Annotated in this window: 12 protein-coding genes and 1 pseudogene; 10 read left to right on the top strand and 3 right to left on the bottom strand. The window is 57.1% G+C overall.

What is annotated here, in order from left to right:
- A pseudogene (locus tag B4U49_RS04625) lies at positions 1-221 on the top strand (ABC-F family ATPase); the annotation flags it as partial.
- 257 nt (positions 222-478) lie between these two features.
- Positions 479-688 (top strand): cold-shock protein, encoded by a 210-nt coding sequence (locus B4U49_RS04620; RefSeq protein WP_078083408.1) that lies wholly within the window; start codon positions 479-481, stop codon positions 686-688.
- Between the two features lie 65 nt (positions 689-753).
- On the opposite strand, the gene B4U49_RS04615 is transcribed toward B4U49_RS04620, so the two are convergent.
- Positions 754-2,595: an ABC transporter transmembrane domain-containing protein gene (locus B4U49_RS04615; RefSeq protein ID WP_078083407.1), complete on the bottom strand. Its 1,842-nt coding sequence runs from the start codon at positions 2,593-2,595 to the stop codon at positions 754-756.
- A 342-nt stretch (positions 2,596-2,937) separates the two neighbouring features.
- Between B4U49_RS04615 and B4U49_RS04610 the strand changes: the two genes are divergently transcribed.
- From B4U49_RS04610 to B4U49_RS04590, 5 genes are all read left to right on the top strand, one after another.
- Positions 2,938-3,960: a DUF3667 domain-containing protein gene (locus B4U49_RS04610; RefSeq protein ID WP_239692470.1), complete on the top strand. Its 1,023-nt coding sequence runs from the start codon at positions 2,938-2,940 to the stop codon at positions 3,958-3,960.
- 226 nt (positions 3,961-4,186) lie between these two features.
- Complete coding sequence (locus B4U49_RS04605) at positions 4,187-4,984, top strand: outer membrane protein OmpK (protein ID WP_078083410.1); 798 nt, start codon at positions 4,187-4,189, stop codon at positions 4,982-4,984.
- Positions 4,985-5,177: 193 nt separating this feature from the next.
- Positions 5,178-5,621: a DUF3574 domain-containing protein gene (locus tag B4U49_RS04600; protein WP_143735524.1), complete on the top strand. Its 444-nt coding sequence runs from the start codon at positions 5,178-5,180 to the stop codon at positions 5,619-5,621.
- A gap of 51 nt (positions 5,622-5,672) precedes the next feature.
- Complete coding sequence (locus B4U49_RS04595; protein ID WP_078083404.1) at positions 5,673-6,083, top strand: hypothetical protein; 411 nt, start codon at positions 5,673-5,675, stop codon at positions 6,081-6,083.
- A 198-nt stretch (positions 6,084-6,281) separates the two neighbouring features.
- Positions 6,282-7,229 carry a transglutaminase domain-containing protein gene (locus tag B4U49_RS04590; protein ID WP_078083403.1) on the top strand — a complete coding sequence of 316 codons (948 nt, stop codon included), beginning with the start codon at positions 6,282-6,284 and terminating at the stop codon, positions 7,227-7,229.
- A gap of 16 nt (positions 7,230-7,245) precedes the next feature.
- Here the strand turns inward: B4U49_RS04590 and B4U49_RS04585 are convergent, their stop codons facing one another.
- Positions 7,246-8,181, bottom strand: coding sequence for a hypothetical protein (locus B4U49_RS04585; protein WP_078083402.1), 936 nt, complete (start codon positions 8,179-8,181; stop codon positions 7,246-7,248).
- Positions 8,182-8,459: 278 nt separating this feature from the next.
- Between B4U49_RS04585 and B4U49_RS04580 the strand changes: the two genes are divergently transcribed.
- Positions 8,460-8,837: a RidA family protein gene (locus tag B4U49_RS04580; RefSeq protein WP_078083401.1), complete on the top strand. Its 378-nt coding sequence runs from the start codon at positions 8,460-8,462 to the stop codon at positions 8,835-8,837.
- Positions 8,838-8,897: 60 nt separating this feature from the next.
- On the opposite strand, the gene B4U49_RS04575 is transcribed toward B4U49_RS04580, so the two are convergent.
- Entirely contained in the window at positions 8,898-10,982 is a 2,085-nt protein-coding gene (locus B4U49_RS04575) for a transporter substrate-binding domain-containing protein (RefSeq protein ID WP_158078555.1), read from the bottom strand.
- Positions 10,983-11,374: 392 nt separating this feature from the next.
- Here B4U49_RS04575 and B4U49_RS04570 point away from each other — a divergent pair, with 392 nt between their 5' ends.
- Together B4U49_RS04570 and B4U49_RS04565 are read left to right on the top strand one after the other, a co-directional pair.
- Positions 11,375-13,606, top strand: a complete 2,232-nt coding sequence (locus B4U49_RS04570; RefSeq protein ID WP_239692469.1) for a beta-lactamase family protein — start codon at positions 11,375-11,377, stop codon at positions 13,604-13,606.
- Between the two features lie 225 nt (positions 13,607-13,831).
- Positions 13,832-16,345 (top strand): choice-of-anchor D domain-containing protein, encoded by a 2,514-nt coding sequence (locus tag B4U49_RS04565; protein WP_078083409.1) that lies wholly within the window; start codon positions 13,832-13,834, stop codon positions 16,343-16,345.
- Positions 16,346-16,389: the final 44 nt, after the last annotated feature.

Genomic DNA, 16,389 nt, shown 5'->3' with positions numbered 1-16,389 from the left:
ACGAGCCCACCAACCACCTGGATATGGAGTCCATCGAGGCCCTGAACAAGGCCCTATCCCAGTATGAGGGCACCCTGATCTTCGTCAGCCACGACCGTCAGTTTGTCTCTTCCCTGGCCACCCGGGTGCTCGAGATCAAGGACAACCAGCTGGTCGATTTTCAGGGTACCTACGATGAGTACCTCGCAGATCGCGCCCGCGCGGAGGCTCAGGCCGCCTGAATACCGTTGCCAGCCGGGATTGGCAGCAAAAACTGCAATTGTATCGACCAATTACTGAACAATTTCTAGACAGGGCGGTCACTTCCCTATAGAGTGGCCCCTGCTAGAAAGAAAGACTTTTATTGATACCGCTATATCGCTGTTCTACTCGCAATGCCACGTTTCGTTGATATCGTGTCCTGCAGTTACTAAGAGCCTTTACATCGAGCACCACCCGCCCCTCGGGGCAACACTCTTTTTAATTTCAGGAATTAGATATGTCTAATACAGTGACTGGAACCGTTAAATGGTTCGACGAAGCAAAAGGTTTTGGTTTTATTGAGCAGCAGTCCGGTCCGGACGTGTTCGCACACTTCAGCGCTATCGCTAGCACCGGTTTCCGCACCCTGACCGAAGGCCAGGCCGTTGAGTTCACCGTAACTCAAGGCAAGAAAGGCCCGCAGGCTGAAAACATCGTAGTGGTTTAATCCCCTGCTGATGTGAAAACGGGCCCTTCGGGGCCCGTTTTTGTTTGAAGGCTACTCTTCCGTTCTCACCCTTCCGCCGAACTCTTCCGCTCGGAGCTCTGAAACTGCAGCTCTGCAAGTCGCTTGTAAAGCGGCGATATCTCAATAAGTTGGCGATGGCTGCCCTGCGCGACCAGCTGGCCCCGATCCAATACCGCAATACTGTCTGCATGCAGAATGGTCGCCAGCCGGTGGGCGATGACGATGCTGGTTCGATTCTTCATCAGTGCCTCCAACGCCTGTTGCACATGGTGCTCGCTCTCCGCGTCCAGCGCACTTGTGGCCTCGTCCAGTAGCAGGATTTTCGGATCTTTCAGGATTGCGCGGGCAATGGCGATACGCTGCTTCTGGCCACCGGACAGACGGGTACCCTGCTCACCGAGGTGGCTGCTGTAGCCATCCGGCAGCTGCTCAATAAATTCGTGGGCGTGGGCAGCTCTGGCTGCGGCGATCACCTCCGCATCGGTCGCATCCGGCTTGCCATAGCGGATGTTGTACCAGATATCGGCGGTAAACAGTGCCGGCTGCTGCGGCACCACGGCAATCAGGCGGCGCAGGGTGCCGGTATCCATTTCCCGGATATCTACCCCGTCCAGAGTGATACGCCCGGCGCACGGGTCGTAAAACCGTTGCAGCAGTTCGAGTAGAGTGGACTTGCCTGCGCCCGAGGGGCCAACCAGAGCCAGGTTCTTGCCGGCCGCTACCGTGAGGTCGAGACCGTCGATCGCCGGCCGATCCAGCCGCGACGGGTAGCTGAACTCAACCCCGTCGAATACCACCTCGGCTTCTGCGTTGTGAGCCGGGGTGTCGCTATCGATCGAAGCACTGCTTGCGGGAATCTCTGCCTGCACATTCAGCAGGTCGACCAGCCGCTCGGTGGCGCCGGTGGCGCGCTGCAGCTCTCCGTAGACCTCGGAAATCGTCGCGACTGCCGAGCCCATCATGATGGCGTAGAACACAAACGCTGCCAGGTCGCCGCTACTCATACGCCCGGCAATCATGTCGTTGCCTCCCACCCACAACAGCGCACTCACCGCACCGAACATCAGCAGGATCACCACGGCGATCAACAGTGAGCGCTGGCGGACCCGCTGCTTGGCGACATCGAATGCGGTTTCCACTTCCGCCGCGAACGCCTGCTGTTCGTGCTGTTCGCGGGTGTAACTCTGCACGGTCTTGATGTGCTGGATGATCTCACCGGCGTAACTGCCTACATCGGCGATGGAGTCCTGGCTGGCTTTCGACAACTTCCGCACCCGACGGCCGTACAGCACGATGGGTAACAACACCAGCGGCACCCCCACCAGCACCATCAGGCTCAATTTCAGGTTGGTGAACAGCAACAACACCAGCGCGCCCACAAACATCAACCCACTGCGCAGCGCCATGGAAAACGAGGTGCCGATTATATGCTGCAGTAACGTGGTATCGGTGGTGAGGCGGGACATGATCTCGCCACTGCGGTTGGTTTCGAAATAGCTCGGGTGCAGGGTCACGATATGGTCGAACACCGCCTTGCGCAGGTCAGCCACCACCCGTTCGCCCATCCAGGACACCAGGTAATGTCGCGCGTAGGTACCAACGGCCATCAGCACAGCGAGTACCATCAATACCAGTACGGCCTGGCCTAGCGCGGCACTGGAGTCTCCGGTCAGTCCCGTGTCGACCAGCAGGCGCACCCCCTGACCGATCGCGAGCGTGACGCCAGCAGTAAACACCAGAGCCACCGCCGCGCCGAATAAAGTCTTCTTGTAGGGCCGCATAAACTGCCAGAGTGCAGCCATCATCTCGCGTGCACTCATGCGCGAGGCGGCATCTGCCTGCCCGGTATTTTCGCGGCTATCGCTGGATTTGGAGTGATTAGACATACAGATAGGCGTACCGAAAAAATGGGCAATCAGTATATAGGGTCTGCCGCATTAGGTTTTAACTTCGAATCCACATATTATTTGCCGATCGACTACTGCTCCGAATAACTACTCCGAATAACTACCGCAAACTTCGTAACAGCCATGAGTGACACCGAAGCCCTGACGGATCAGGACCTGATCACAAATAATCCCCCAGTTGCATCCGAGGCATCGCCGGACCACCAATCGATGGCAGAACCTCCGGAGAAACATGACGCTACCTGCGGCAATTGTTCAGAGCCGCTCCTCGGGCCTCATTGTTATGCGTGCGGGCAACCGGAGAAAAGCATTGTGCGGCAGATGCCGGAGCTGATCGGCGATTTTTTCAGTACCGTGTTCGGGCTGGACTCCCGTATCAAGCGCACACTGTGGCCACTGCTACTGAAGCCGGGTTTCCTCACTAATGAGTATCTGGCCGGGCGACGAATTCGCTACGTGAGCCCGGTGCGCCTGTTTATTTTCCTGTGCCTGACCGCCTTTTTTGTCGCCCAGCTGAGTAGCGACTGGCGGTTAGACATCGACGCACCGGCCAACAACCCGCTACAGGCTCGGGTTGATTTCAATTCGGTAGAGCAGGATATCTTGCAGGCGACCAGTGTTGAGGAGGTTCTGCGCCTGCGCGATCAGGCGTTTGAGGAGCTCCTCGCGGCGGCCGACGAGAGCGCAGAGGTTCCCGGTATTCACGGGATCATGATTGGCATGGAGCACATGATAGGCGCGGCCGCGCGGCAGCGCATTGCATCCCTGGATCCGACTTACGTTCTGGAAGAAGAAAAGCGCACAGAGCAACAAAGTGGACTGGAGCCAATCCAGATAGAGAACGCACCCGAAGCGGTGAATGCGTGGCTCGCGCAGCAGAGCGCTGCACTGAATCACAATATGCAGCGCATCCAGAAAGATCCCAACCTGCTGAAAGATGCCCTGTTTGGCGCTATTCCGTCGACGCTGTTTCTCCTGCTGCCGGTATTCGCATTACTGCTCAGCCTGGCCTACCTGTTCAAAAAGCGGCTGTACATGGAGCACCTGATTGTCGCCCTCCACAGCCATGCATTTCTGTCGCTATCCCTGCTGCTCCTGGTACTGCTGATTGATTTGCGCGACTGGCTGACATTACCCGGTGCCTTCACCCACACGCTGTTCAACCTGGCGCTTGCCACGCTGGGCACCTGGATGCCGGTTTATCTGCTGCTGACACAGAAGCGCGTTTACCAGCAGGGCTGGATGGCAACCTCGGTAAAGTTCTTTTTCCTGGGCACCTGCTACCTGGCCCTGATCTCCATTGCCGCGGCGTTCACGGTAGTAACCAGCATGCTTCGCATTTAGGGGCCCGGGTAAACGCCGTATCCCAGGGAAATAATATTTCTTATCTGGTGCTTGAGTAGCACACTATTCACACGATCCCCCATTCCCCGGACCAGGGGCCCTAACGTGCCCCTACCCCCACATCTCTCCGTAGAAAACTTGGCAATCCACGTGCTAATCCGGTAAATTTCGCGGCTATTTTTTGACCAATTACGGTCTGCACCACTCAGCCGATTCCGAGGTTCCGATGACGCTTTCCCGCTCCCTGTCCGCACTGACTACAGGCCTGATTGCCCTATCCACCTCCCTAAGTTCAACCGCCGAGGTGTTGTGGCAGGACAATAGCCTGACCGCGCTGTACGGCCGGGACTACAAAGTCGACTATAGCCTCACCACCGATGACAGCAGCCGCGGCGTGCTGACCTTTGAGCACGTCAGTGGCCACAGCTGGGGAGACCTGTTCCTGTTCTCGGATTACCTCTCCTCGGAAGATGGCTCCAGTGAGCTGTACACCGAAATCTCCCCGCGCCTGAGCCTGGGCAAGCTGGGTGGTCGCGAGATTGCCTATGGACCGGTGAAAGACGTGTTGCTGGCGGGGCAGCTGGAACTCGGCAATATGGATGACCCGGACAATCTCACCGCTACCGGTCCGCACTTCGTCAACAAGCTCGCGGGGATCGGCTTCGACCTGGCGGCGCCGGGGTTCTCCTACCTGCAGGCCAACCTGTATCACCGCAACAATGAAAACAAGGCAGACAACGAACAGCTGACCCTGGCCTGGGGACTGCCCTTCAACCTGGGTAACGAGTCCTTCCTTTACGATGGGTTTATCGACTGGGCGAGTGCTTCTGTGGATGCCCACCCGAGCATGAATTTCACCTCGCAGTTGAAGTGGGATATCGGCGCCCGTTCCGGCCATCCGAAGAAGCTCTATGCCGGTATCGAGTATGTGCACTGGAACGACAAGTTCGGCATCAAGGATGGCACCTTCGGCATAGATTCCAACGAGCGCAATATCAACCTGCTGCTGAAATATCATTTCTGATTGCACGATACTCCCGCCTCCGGCGCCACTTCCGTGGCGCCAATTCCCCCATACTCACACCAATAGCCTGAACGATGCGCACTCATACCATTGGTTTCGTCACAGGGGTTACATCCGCTAAGAAATGACGTAACTTGCGTTATTTACCGGCCCGCTTTATCCATTAACAGCGCCGGGCCATCGCAATTGGCGAGTGACACACAAAACGATGCACGGGACATGCACAAGGGTACTGGTCGCCGGGGTAATGCTCACCGCACTTGCGGCCTGCAGCTCCCCACCGGCACTGCGCTGCCAGCAGGGGGAAAGTCTGCAATTTCACGACCTGTTGTATTTTGGCACCGCAATTGGCAACCCACCCGAGGAGGAAGTTTCCCAGCGCCAGTGGCAGGGATTTGTGGACGACGTCCTGTCGGAATATTTCCCGGATGGGCTAACGGTGATTCAGGCCGCCGGGCAGTGGAAGCCCGCCTCCGGCGACACCGTTCGCGAGCGGAGCTATGTGCTCTCTCTGGTACATCCGGGAAGCCCAGAGATCGAAACATCTATCAGTGCGGTGATCGATCGCTACAAGCGAATGTTCAATCAGAAGACTGTTCTCAGGGTGCGAAGCCCGGCCTGTGTGGCGTTTCGCTAACCGCAGGCAAAGCTCACCGTTAAATCGACCAGAACAACGACAACGCAATTTATGTCTCTCGGACAATGGCACCGACTCAAGCTCCGGTACGCCGAACACACAGCGGAGTTTCGCGCTGGCAGCGAAAATCTGCGGCCACAGCTGCACTCCGCATTTATCCAGCTCGCAGCCCGCGCCGGCGAAGTGCGGGCCACGCTGTCGGTCCATCACTCGCTGCACGGCTGGCTGCAGGTTTGCGACCCGGAGCACCGCTATCCGATTATCAACAACCCGCTGCGTCTCAACGTATCCAGGCTGTGGCGCTCGGTGCTGTATACCCTGTCGGAAGCGGACACCTGGCCCACTGATGAAGAAAAGTCACAGAGAAAACTGGAGAGACAGCTGAAACGCCGGGCTGAAATTGCGGAGGCCCGCCGCAGTCGCTTCCATCTGGTGAAAAACACCCCGCACTCAGAAAACTGACACCGCCACGCTGTCGTCCAATCCAACTCGCACCGCATTCGGCCCACCGGCGGCACAACTCCACTCACCGCAGCCCCGTCCTCGCGCCCTTCAACTCAACGCCATTTGCAGCACATTCATCGACACGCTGAATCTAACCCAATATTTTTGTGCGTCCATTAGCAACCTGACAGGAGGAAAAACCAAGAGGAATATCTCATGCGATGGATGGCACTTTTTATCGTGGCGCTGCAGCTGGGCTGTGCTGGCAGCCCCTCTGCGACACCCCCAAGGGCATTGAGCGGGGGTTCTATCTCGACCGGCGAGGCGACACTGAGTGATGCTCAGGCAGAATCACTGGAAGAGGCCCTGGAAATCACGCTCGGCCAATCAGCAGGACTCGGCCAACCCGCATTGAACGCAGCCGGTTATTCACAGGGGCTGCTGGCAGTCAGTCCAGAGATGCGCGAGTTCGTGGAATCGATAGATCCGTCGCTCAGTCCCAACCGGCGCTTTCGCCAGATTCTGCGTACCCTGAAGCAGCGGCGCTTTGAATTGATTTACGATCTCGATACTACCGCGACCGCTGCGGAAGCGTTCGCTGAGCGCCGCGGTAACTGTATTTCGTTTTCCGCTCTGATGGTGGCGCTGGCGCGGGAGGTGGGGCTGGAAGCGCACTTCAATCGGGTACTTGCCCCCATGGGACGCAGGACAACTTCGGGCAGTGGCGGCAATGCGCTGGTACAGAATATTCTGCACATCAATGCGGAGGTTTCCTTCGGCTGGTCCACCCGTATCCTGGAATTCAACTTTGATCCGCGCAGCCCTTACCGGCACAAGCAGCTGGCAGATGCCACGGTACAATCACTGTACCTGAACAACCGGGCGCTTGAACTGGAGAAAGGACAGCGGCGTGAGGAAGCCCTCGATATGATGCAGGAAGCCCTGACCCTCAACCCCCGCTCCAGCCTGCTGTGGAATACCCTCGGTTATATCCACCGCCGGGACGGCAACCTGGAACTGGCAGAGTTGAGCTACAGTCAGGCGCTGGCTCTGGATCGGGACAACACGGCGGCACAGCATAACCTGCGCAATGTGTACCGTTTGCAGAGCCGGCGCGCCCTGTCACAAGCGGAACTGGGCAGTGACAGTGATGCTGAGTCATAAGGCGTCGCCGGGGCGCTCACACCCTGGCGATTTTGACCCCAACCCCCATGTGATCGGTAATTGCCGCCGCACCACCGGCCCCGGCGACATCCACGCATTGGGAGAGGTAGACCAGGTTTTCGATCTTTACCGTGTTGGTGTTGTAGACCGCAACATCATATTTTTTGCTGGCATTGCTGTTAGTGCCACCAAAGCTGCGCTGGTAAGCATCTTCCGGCTGGATCTGCTTGCCCTGATGGAATTCCGCAAACGACTGTCCCATCGCACCCGACACCACCTCCTGGGTATATCCTACGCTCGGCTGATTGGTATCGCCCATGATGACATCAATCACACCACCACCCTCGGACTGTAGAACCCGGGAATGGATGTCACTGTAGAATTTCCTGGTCAAATCCTTTTTGGTGGCGACACTGTTGGGCACATGCACGAACAGCGCGCGGATACCGTCGCTCTCGATGGCGATCCAGCCCATACCTGCCTGGATGAAACGGTGACTGCCGGAACCGTTGGTATGCACACTGAAACTGTTGCACGCCTTGCCGGTACTGGCGGCAGTCAACAGGTTGCCAGCGTGCTGCTGCATGCTCTGCCACTCCCGGTGATTGCCATCCAGCTCACCGTAGACCAGCACACTGCACTGGCCGAGTGAACGGATCAGGTGCTGATGGGTCTGGCGCGCTTTTCCCTCCACCAGGTTCAGGAAAACCTTATCCGTAAAGCGCCCCTGCTTTTTGTAGATATCCTTTGCAGTGGGTAGCAACTGCGCGGGGCCGTGAACCGGCACATCCGGTGCCGCGCCCTCCGCCACCGGCATCGACAACATCCACGGCTTGTCGCTCTTGGCGATATTCGTGTGGGTGCTTTTGGTAAACCGCTGGGAGTTGGATGCGGCCACACCATGATCGGCCTGGACACCGGAATTGAGGGATTGATAGGCGAATACGGGCACGACGATCACCTCCTGTGATAGTTCGATGATTTGCAGGCTGCACCTGCCGGTGCAGGTTCAGGCAGGCCGGTATTAGATCACCTTTTTTTGCGTATCTCAGCCACTATAAATTCGTGCCAGAGTTGAATTAGATGTTTTTTTCACAGCCACGTTTTCCGGGACGGTAGTCGTCAGGCATCCCTGAGCGCTAGGTGAAGTGTTCAGAGTATGGCATCATCCCGCGCCCAATATTCATGGGGTTCTGTATCGGACAGAGCCCCGCCTCAAGGAGAATTTCTGTGAGCAGAAAACTGATTTCCAGTGGATCGGAGTTCGAACGAAAAATCGGTTATTCACGCGCGGTGGTGGATGGGGACTATGTATTTGTTTCCGGTACTACCGGCTTCAACTACGCCACCAACAGCATCAGCGACGATGTTACGGAACAGGCGGATCAGTGCTTCAGCAATATCGAACAGGCCCTGCAGGAAGCTGGCAGCAGTATCGATAAAATCGTGCGGGTGACCTACATTCTGCCCGACCGTGAGGAGTTCAAACCCTGCTGGCCGGTCTTCGAAAAGTGGCTCGGGGATGTGCGCCCGGCGGCGACATTTTTTGAGGCGCGCCTGCTCGAAGATGCGATGAAGATCGAGATTCAGGTAACTGCCCGGGTCTGATTCATCGCACGGGCACAGTCGGCAAGCCTCTTTGCCGGCTGCACCCGAGGCGGATATGGACTACTGCTGTTCAGCCATCCTCTCATTGCGCGCGACCGAAAGATATCCGAAATAGCGATCGCGGATTTCACGTACATAGTTCACCGGCTCCCTGCCCCGCACATAACCAAATCGCGCTTTCTTGTAATACTCCGGCTGTGACAACAGCAACATCGCGTCTTCCACGTTGTCGAACCAGCGATCCGGATCTTTGCCCAGTTGTTCGGCCAGTACGCGCGCATCCCGCACGTGGCCGTGGCCGGCGTTGTAGGCGGCCAGGGTGAAATAAATTTTCTGGTCGAAGGCGAGGCTTCTTGGAAAGCGCTCTTCCAGCCAGCCCAGATAGGAAATGCCCGCGCGGATACCATTTTCCGGCTGGTACAGATCGGATATACCCATCTGGTGTGCGGTGCGCGGCATCACCTGCATCAGGCCACGGGCGCCGGCAAAGGATTTCGCGCGCGGATTGAAGCGGCTCTCCTGGTACATCTGCGAAACCACCATACGCCAGTCGCGGTCCGCGGGCACCGCGTGCTTGCGCACGACTGGATCGTAGGGAGAAAGCGCACTGGTATCCCGCAGGCGCTCCCCCAGTTTCTGCCTGATGCGTTTTTCTTCGCGGAAGTACTTGTTGTAGGTAACGTTGAAAAACAGCCCGCGGTAATACTTTTTCAGAAATGCATTCAGTTCGCCAAGTAACACCGGCTGGTCTTTGCGCACCGCCCAGGCGATATCGCGCTCGCCGCTCAGATCCCCGACTACCCGGAAATCATCCCGATAGGTCTGCTCGATCTGCAGCAGGTGCGAATCCGCCACCGTGTAATCGTAACGCCCGTTAACGACGCCATTGATCAGCTGCTCGGTAGTGGCCCCGGCCACCGGCAGGATTTCGATGGGCGATTCACTGGCGGCCGCCACCGCATTCAGGCTGGTGTAGTAACTGCTGAGAGGATTGACCGCAACCGACTGTCCGCTCAGCTGCTGTGCCACCGGTACGGCTTCCGCCGTCTCAGTAACCTTGTCTGCCGAGGTAATCAGCTGTTCCGTCACCTGCATATAAGGCCGGGTAAATACCAGGCCCTGCTGCTTGCGCGGCTCGGTGACTGTCATGGATGCAGCGATCACATCACCGAGGCCTGCCGCCAGCGCATCTGCCAGGTCCACATCCGGCCCGGGCACCACCATGCTCAGGCGCAGGCCGTGATCCCTGGCAAAGCGCTGCAGCAGGTCGTAATCAAACCCCATAAGCTCGCCCCGCCACATGAAATAGGAGGCCGGGTGATTGCGGGTGAGCACCCGCAGGGTACGGGTCTGCTGGATCTGATCCCAATCCCGCAGTGCACTGGCGCGACGCTGGGCCGCCTCGAGATGTTCACGGGTGAAATATTCGTTCAGCGCGCGCTCCAGCTTTGGCGCATCGCGACGCACAGCCCAGGCGATGGCGCGACGCTTGTCGCGCAGATCTTGCGCCTGCAGTGTCGGGTAGTCCGCCAGCAGCACGTCGGCCAGATTGCTGTCGATCACCGTCGCATCAAATTCGCCACGGGCGACACCGCCGAGCAGTTCATCCTGGGTTACCGGGCCTTCCAGGTATTTCGGCGTCAGAAGACGTTCGGTTTCAGCGCGCTGGCCAAGGGTCTCGGCAAAAGCACTGCCTTTTCTCAGGGCCACCTCCAGCGCTGCGTCACTTTTATCGCTATCGCGTCGGGTGATCAGCATCTCCTGCACATATTCCAGCGGCCGGGTAAAGGTGACCTGCCTGGCGCGCTCCGGGGTGCGGGAAAAGTTGATCGCAATCAGGTCGCCGCGCCCCTCTATCAACGCCGGAATCAATTGCGCGAAGTTATCCACATACACCCACTGCGGGGTCAGCCCGCGCTCGCGGGCGAACTTCTCGGCCAGTGCGCGCCACTCTCCGGTGGGCAGGCCGTCGCGGGGGAGCGATTCCTCTTCCAGCCCACGCGGCGCCAGCAGCCGCAGGGTCTCGCGTTGGGCAATCGCATCGAGATCACCGCGTTCGATATAGTTTTCAAACTCGGGGTTCTGGGGTTCTTCGGACGCGATATCGCCCTCTTCTCCCACCGGCTGTTCGACTGGCGTAGTCACTGACTGCGCACTGTTCTCCGCACGCTCACCGCCGCAGGCCACGAGTAGCGTGAAAAAAAAGATGCTACAGGCCCGGAAAATTGCCCGCCCAGTCCGGCGCCATGTGTCCATACCGGCAATCGCGACCATCTCGGTGTCACCTCTAGTTGGAATTGGTTGTGTGATTAATGTCTCACAAACCGTGATGCATTTCGAATTCGATCACTTTTCACACAGAAGCCGCCGCCGATACCGCTTCTGGATCTAACGGTGCCGTACAAGTGGCGCTAACGAACAATACGGGACTGAGAGAACCTGAACCGAAATATCCAGGTCGCGCGCTGAAGATGACTTTTTGAAATGCGCACGATGCCCAGTCACCCCTTCGACGCGAGGGATTCAAGAAAGTGAAAATGATTCGACACCTCATAGCGGCAGCTTTTCTCAGTGCTTGCGCAGCGCCTACACTCCAGGCCGCCCCGCTTTTTGACGAAGACTTTCAGGACGGTAACATCTTCGGCTGGACTACAACCGGCACGGTATATGTCAACTCATACTACGGTAATTACTCGATTGGCCTGCGGGGCAGCGGAGCCAGCTCTACCTATACCCTGTCCACAATTGGTTATGTAAACGTCAATATCTCCCTGGATATTTCTGCTTATTCCCTTGAGTACAGTGAAACCTGTGTCGCAGAGGTATCCAATAATGGTGGCAGCTCCTGGGTAAACGCGATCACCCTGTCCAACGGGCAGGACAACAGTGCCCTGTACACCGCAAACAGTGTGACCATCGATGCGGATAACAAATCGCAGTTGATGATCCGCTATCGCAATGCTGGTAACGACTATTACGATTACTGTTACGGTGACAATATTCTGGTGACCGGCGACATTGATAGCGGAGGTGGTAGTAGCAGCGGGTCCAGCGGTGGGAGTAATGACGACTACTACGATGAGCTTACCGGGTCAGGTAATGTCTCGCGCACTCTGTTGCCCTACAACACGCTGATAAATGGCAGTGATCCCGGCAGTCGTGTAGACCTCTCTGCATACGGCGTACCGCAAAATGCCGCGCATCCACAAAACGCCTTTGCCGGAACCCTGACCTTGAGTGGCGAGGCAACCGGTGGCAGTTTTTCTGAAGTTAAAGACACCTATAACTACACCGGCAGTGGTGACAATACACGTAAACACCTGCCGGAATTCTCCTTCCAGTTTATACAGACCGGCAGTCACATATTCCCGCTGGAGCGCGGTTCTATCGCCAGTGCACACCCCAACTGGGAATACGTACTGACACCAGGTCGAGTGTGGCAGGAAAACGGCGATAACGGTTACAGTCGCGCGGCCATTCCTTTTGCCCTGCAGCAGCGCAACGCCAACTGCATGCACAACGGAGTGATGACATTCCTGTTCAAGGGGGACGGCTCCGTTTCCAAGGTAGCCTACCAGATCAGTAGTGAAACCTGCCTGTATTTCAAGGCGGACTGGTGGGGACTACTCAGCGCCACCTATACACCGGAAGCCATTGCCAACCAGAACCAGTGGATACAGAACTACCAGGCGGAAATCGGCGGCCGCATGCCGACCAAGCCGATGTCTGCGCTCAGCACAGATTATCCCGGCATCGACGCCTCCGCATTTGCAGCACCGAACAGCACCGATGCCAGCCACGTTTCAACCGCCGGATTTATTTACGGCGGGGTACATTACCGCGGCAACTGCGTTACCCGGTATGGCAATTATCCCTACTGCGATTCGATGGTGGTGCCATCTTACTCATCGGCCAAGTCATTCTTTGGTGGCGTGGCCATGATGCGGATGGAGAAACTTTACCCCGGTGTACGCAATACAGCAGTGGCAAGCCACGTGCCCGCATGTAACAGCAATGGCAACTGGTCCGATGTTACCCTGAACAACCTGCTGGATATGGCAACCGGGAATTATGGTGATGCCACTTATATGGTGGATGAGGGCGCTTCGCACACCGACAACCTGTTCCTCACCGACAGCCACAGCAGCAAAATCAATTACAGCTGCGGCCAGTATTCACGCAAGGCGACGCCGGGTAGCCAGTGGGTGTATCACACCTCGGATACCTATATTGCCGGCACCCACATGAACGATTTCCTGCAGGACCAGCAGGGCAGCAATGCAGATATTTTTGCCGATATTATTGTTGCAGACCTGTGGGAACCGATCGGTGTCAGCCCCACTGGCCAATACACCCGCCGCACATACGACGCAGTGGGACAGCCTTTTGCCGGCTGGGGGCTGATGTGGCTGCCCGATGATGTGGCGAAAATAGCGAGCTTTGTTGGCATCGAAAACGGCAAGATCAATGGCCAGGAAATGCTCGATAGCAACCAGCTCGATGCCGCCTTGCAACGCAATAGCCTCGATACTGGCACCGTGCCACTGACCGACTACCGCTATAACAACGGCTTCTGGGCACACAACGTGGCCGGCAACCTGAGTGGCTGCAGCGGCGCGCAGTGGATCCCGTTCCTGTCCGGCTATGGCGGTATCACGGTGGTACTACTGCCAAACGATAGCGTCTACTACTACTTCAGCGACAACGATACCTATTTCTGGCTCGAAGCCGTACAGGAGGCACACCAGATCCAGAGTGCCTGTCAGTAACGATTTTTCTCCTGCGTGATCTCGTTTCGGTGAGCCTGGTTCCGGGCTCGCCTTTTTTATCTGCGGAAAATCTTTTCACGACAATTGAGCACTGGTACTACGCGCCCCGTAGAGCTGGCCCTACAGCTTGTCCAGGCAAACGCTCATGTTATTGCAGTGATCCTGCGAAACTCCCAAACCTCGCAGGCGCAGCCCCAGCCATCAATAAAAAATCAGGGTGTGAATATGAAATCGTGTTACCAATGGCCTCGAGCAGGACTCGCGGCTGCAATTCTGTTTTTCACTGCGGCGGGCTCTGCCAGCGTTCAGGCAGAAACCATTTATTCGGACAGCTTCGGCAGCGGTAATATCAGTGACTGGAATGCAACCGGCAATGTAGATGCACAAGATGGCACCATCCGCTTGCGCGCCGGCTCCAGTGCAACCCACACGCTTTCCACCGCTGGTTACTCTTCTGTTTCCGTTTCGCTGACCCTGTCGGCGAGCTCTCTGGAAAACAATGAATTCTGCTACGGAGAAGTTTCTACTGATGGTGGCAGTAGCTGGACCACCGCGATCACCGTTGCCAACGGTGATGATAATGGCTCCCAGTTCAGCGCCAACACCTCCCCCTCCGGCATCGACAACAACACCAGTGTACAACTCCGATTCCGCGGCACCGGGTCGACCACAGGTGACTACTGTTACGGTCATCAGGCGCTGGTTACCGGTACCGGCGGTGCGCCCACAGCCCCCGACATCGCCGTACCGGGCAGCGTGACTTTCCCGAATGTTGCACCAGGCAACAGCAGCAGCCAGACGATTACCGTTTCCAACCAGGGCTCTGCCGAACTGGTTATTAGCAATACCAGCACGCCCTCGATACCGTTCAGTATTACCAGCAACAACTGCAGCACGGTGCCCGCAAGCGGTAACTGTGCGATCACTGTTGTGTTCGCGCCCGCCACAGAAGGCAGCTTCAGCGGCGCTATCACGCTGACCTCGAACGACCCCGACGAGGCCAATGTCACCATCGCCCTGAATGGCGCTTCCAGTGAAGGCGGCGGCACTGTGGAAGATTTTGACCCGCTCACCGGCAGTGGCAACGTGTCCCGTTCCGCATTGACGATGACCACACTGATCAATGGCAGCGACCCCGGTAGCCTTGTGGACTTTTCCTTCTACGCCCTGCCGGCTAACGCGGCCATGCCGACCAACCAGTTTGAAGGCACGCTGGAACTGTTCGGCGAAGCAACGGGTGGCGCTTTCGACGAGCACAAGGATGCATTCCGCTATACCGGCACCCAGGATGCAACCCGCAAACACCTGCCGGAATTCAACTTCGAACTCGTGCAGACCGGCAGCCATATTGTGCCTAAACAGCGCGGCTCCATTCCCAGTACCCACCCGGAATGGGAGTATGTTCTGACTCCGGGTCGGGTATGGAACGAAAATGGCGATGCCGGATATAGCCGCGCTGCCCTGCCTTTCGCTCTGCAACAGAAAAACGCCAACTGTATGCACAACGGGGTATTAACTTTCCTGTTCAAGGACGACGGTTCGGTTTCCGACGTCGCCTACCAGATCGCCAGTGAAACCTGCCTGTATTATCAGTTTGATATGTGGGGACAGCTCTCCGCCAGCTACACCCCGCAATCTGTCAGTAACAGCGCATCACTGGTCGGCGACTATCAGGCTGAGGTTGCGGCACGTATGCGAAGCAAACCACTGAGTGCATTGGCACAGGACTACCCGGGTACCGACTACAGCGCCTTCGCCACGCCCAACGGCAAGGACCCACTGGCAATTTCCCTGGTGGGTTTTGTCATCGACGGCACTCACTATGTGGGCGGCTGCAGTACACGGCAGGGTATTTATCCCTACTGTGCCTCCCTGGTCGTCCCGTCCTACTCCAGCGCCAAATCTGTATTTGCAGGCGGTGCACTGATGCGCCTGGAGCAGAAATACCCAGGCACTTTCAACCAGTCCATCGGTAGCTATGTCTCTGAATGCAACACCAACGGGAACTGGAACGATGTGACCTTTGGCAATGCGCTGGATATGGGCACCGGCAATTACAAACTCGCCAGTTATATGAGCGACGAAGGTGCCAGCCATACTAACGATCTGTTCCTGCCGGAAGACCACGCCAGTAAAATCAATTACAGCTGTACCGAATATCCGCGCAAGGCCACGCCCGGCACCGAGTGGGTCTACCACACCTCGGATACCTACATTCTGGGCACCGCCATGAACACCTACCTGCAGGGTATCGAGGGTAGCGGTAGCGACATATTCACCGATATCCTCATTGATGAAGTACTGGCCCCACTCGGTGTGAGCCCCACCGCAGAATTTTCCCGCCGTACTTACGACAGCGTGCAGCAGCCGTTCACTGGTTGGGGTTTGATGTGGCTGCGCGACGATGTGGCCAAAATCGGGGCATTCCTGTCGGATGAAAGCCAATCCGTACTGAATCAGGGACAATTGGATGCCGCCCTGCAAAGAGATAGCACCGACCGCGGCCTCGATCCCCTCACCGACTACAAATACAACAATGGCTTCTGGGCCCACGAAGTGAGTAGTGACATGAACGGTTGCAGCAGCCCGCTGTGGCTTCCGTTTATGTCCGGCTATGGCGGCATTTCGGTGCTGATCCTGCCGAATGATTCGATCTACTATTACTTCGCTGACGACGACGAGTATCAGTGGATGGATGCGGCACAGGAGGCGCACAGTATCCGCAGCCTTTGCCAATAATTGACGGCAGATTGAGAGAAAAAAAGGGGCGGATATCCGCCCCT

The sequence above is a fragment of the Microbulbifer mangrovi genome (assembly GCF_002009015.1).
Classification (GTDB): domain Bacteria; phylum Pseudomonadota; class Gammaproteobacteria; order Pseudomonadales; family Cellvibrionaceae; genus Microbulbifer; species Microbulbifer mangrovi.
The sequence above is the reverse complement of the archived record's forward strand: the minus strand, read 5'-3'. Positions and strand labels throughout refer to the sequence as shown.

Excerpts from the sequence above, each read along its gene's own strand:
- B4U49_RS04565 (WP_078083409.1), top strand. The coding sequence starts at position 13,832 with ATGAAATCGTGTTACCAATGGCCTCGAGCAGGACTCGCGGCTGCAATT.
- B4U49_RS04590 (WP_078083403.1), top strand. The coding sequence starts at position 6,282 with ATGCGATGGATGGCACTTTTTATCGTGGCGCTGCAGCTGGGCTGTGCT.
- B4U49_RS04620 (WP_078083408.1), top strand. The coding sequence starts at position 479 with ATGTCTAATACAGTGACTGGAACCGTTAAATGGTTCGACGAAGCAAAA.
- B4U49_RS04605 (WP_078083410.1), top strand. The coding sequence starts at position 4,187 with ATGACGCTTTCCCGCTCCCTGTCCGCACTGACTACAGGCCTGATTGCC.
- B4U49_RS04610 (WP_239692470.1), top strand. The coding sequence starts at position 2,938 with ATGCCGGAGCTGATCGGCGATTTTTTCAGTACCGTGTTCGGGCTGGAC.
- B4U49_RS04595 (WP_078083404.1), top strand. The coding sequence starts at position 5,673 with ATGTCTCTCGGACAATGGCACCGACTCAAGCTCCGGTACGCCGAACAC.
- B4U49_RS04615 (WP_078083407.1), bottom strand. The coding sequence starts at position 2,595 with ATGTCTAATCACTCCAAATCCAGCGATAGCCGCGAAAATACCGGGCAG.
- B4U49_RS04570 (WP_239692469.1), top strand. The coding sequence starts at position 11,375 with ATGATTCGACACCTCATAGCGGCAGCTTTTCTCAGTGCTTGCGCAGCG.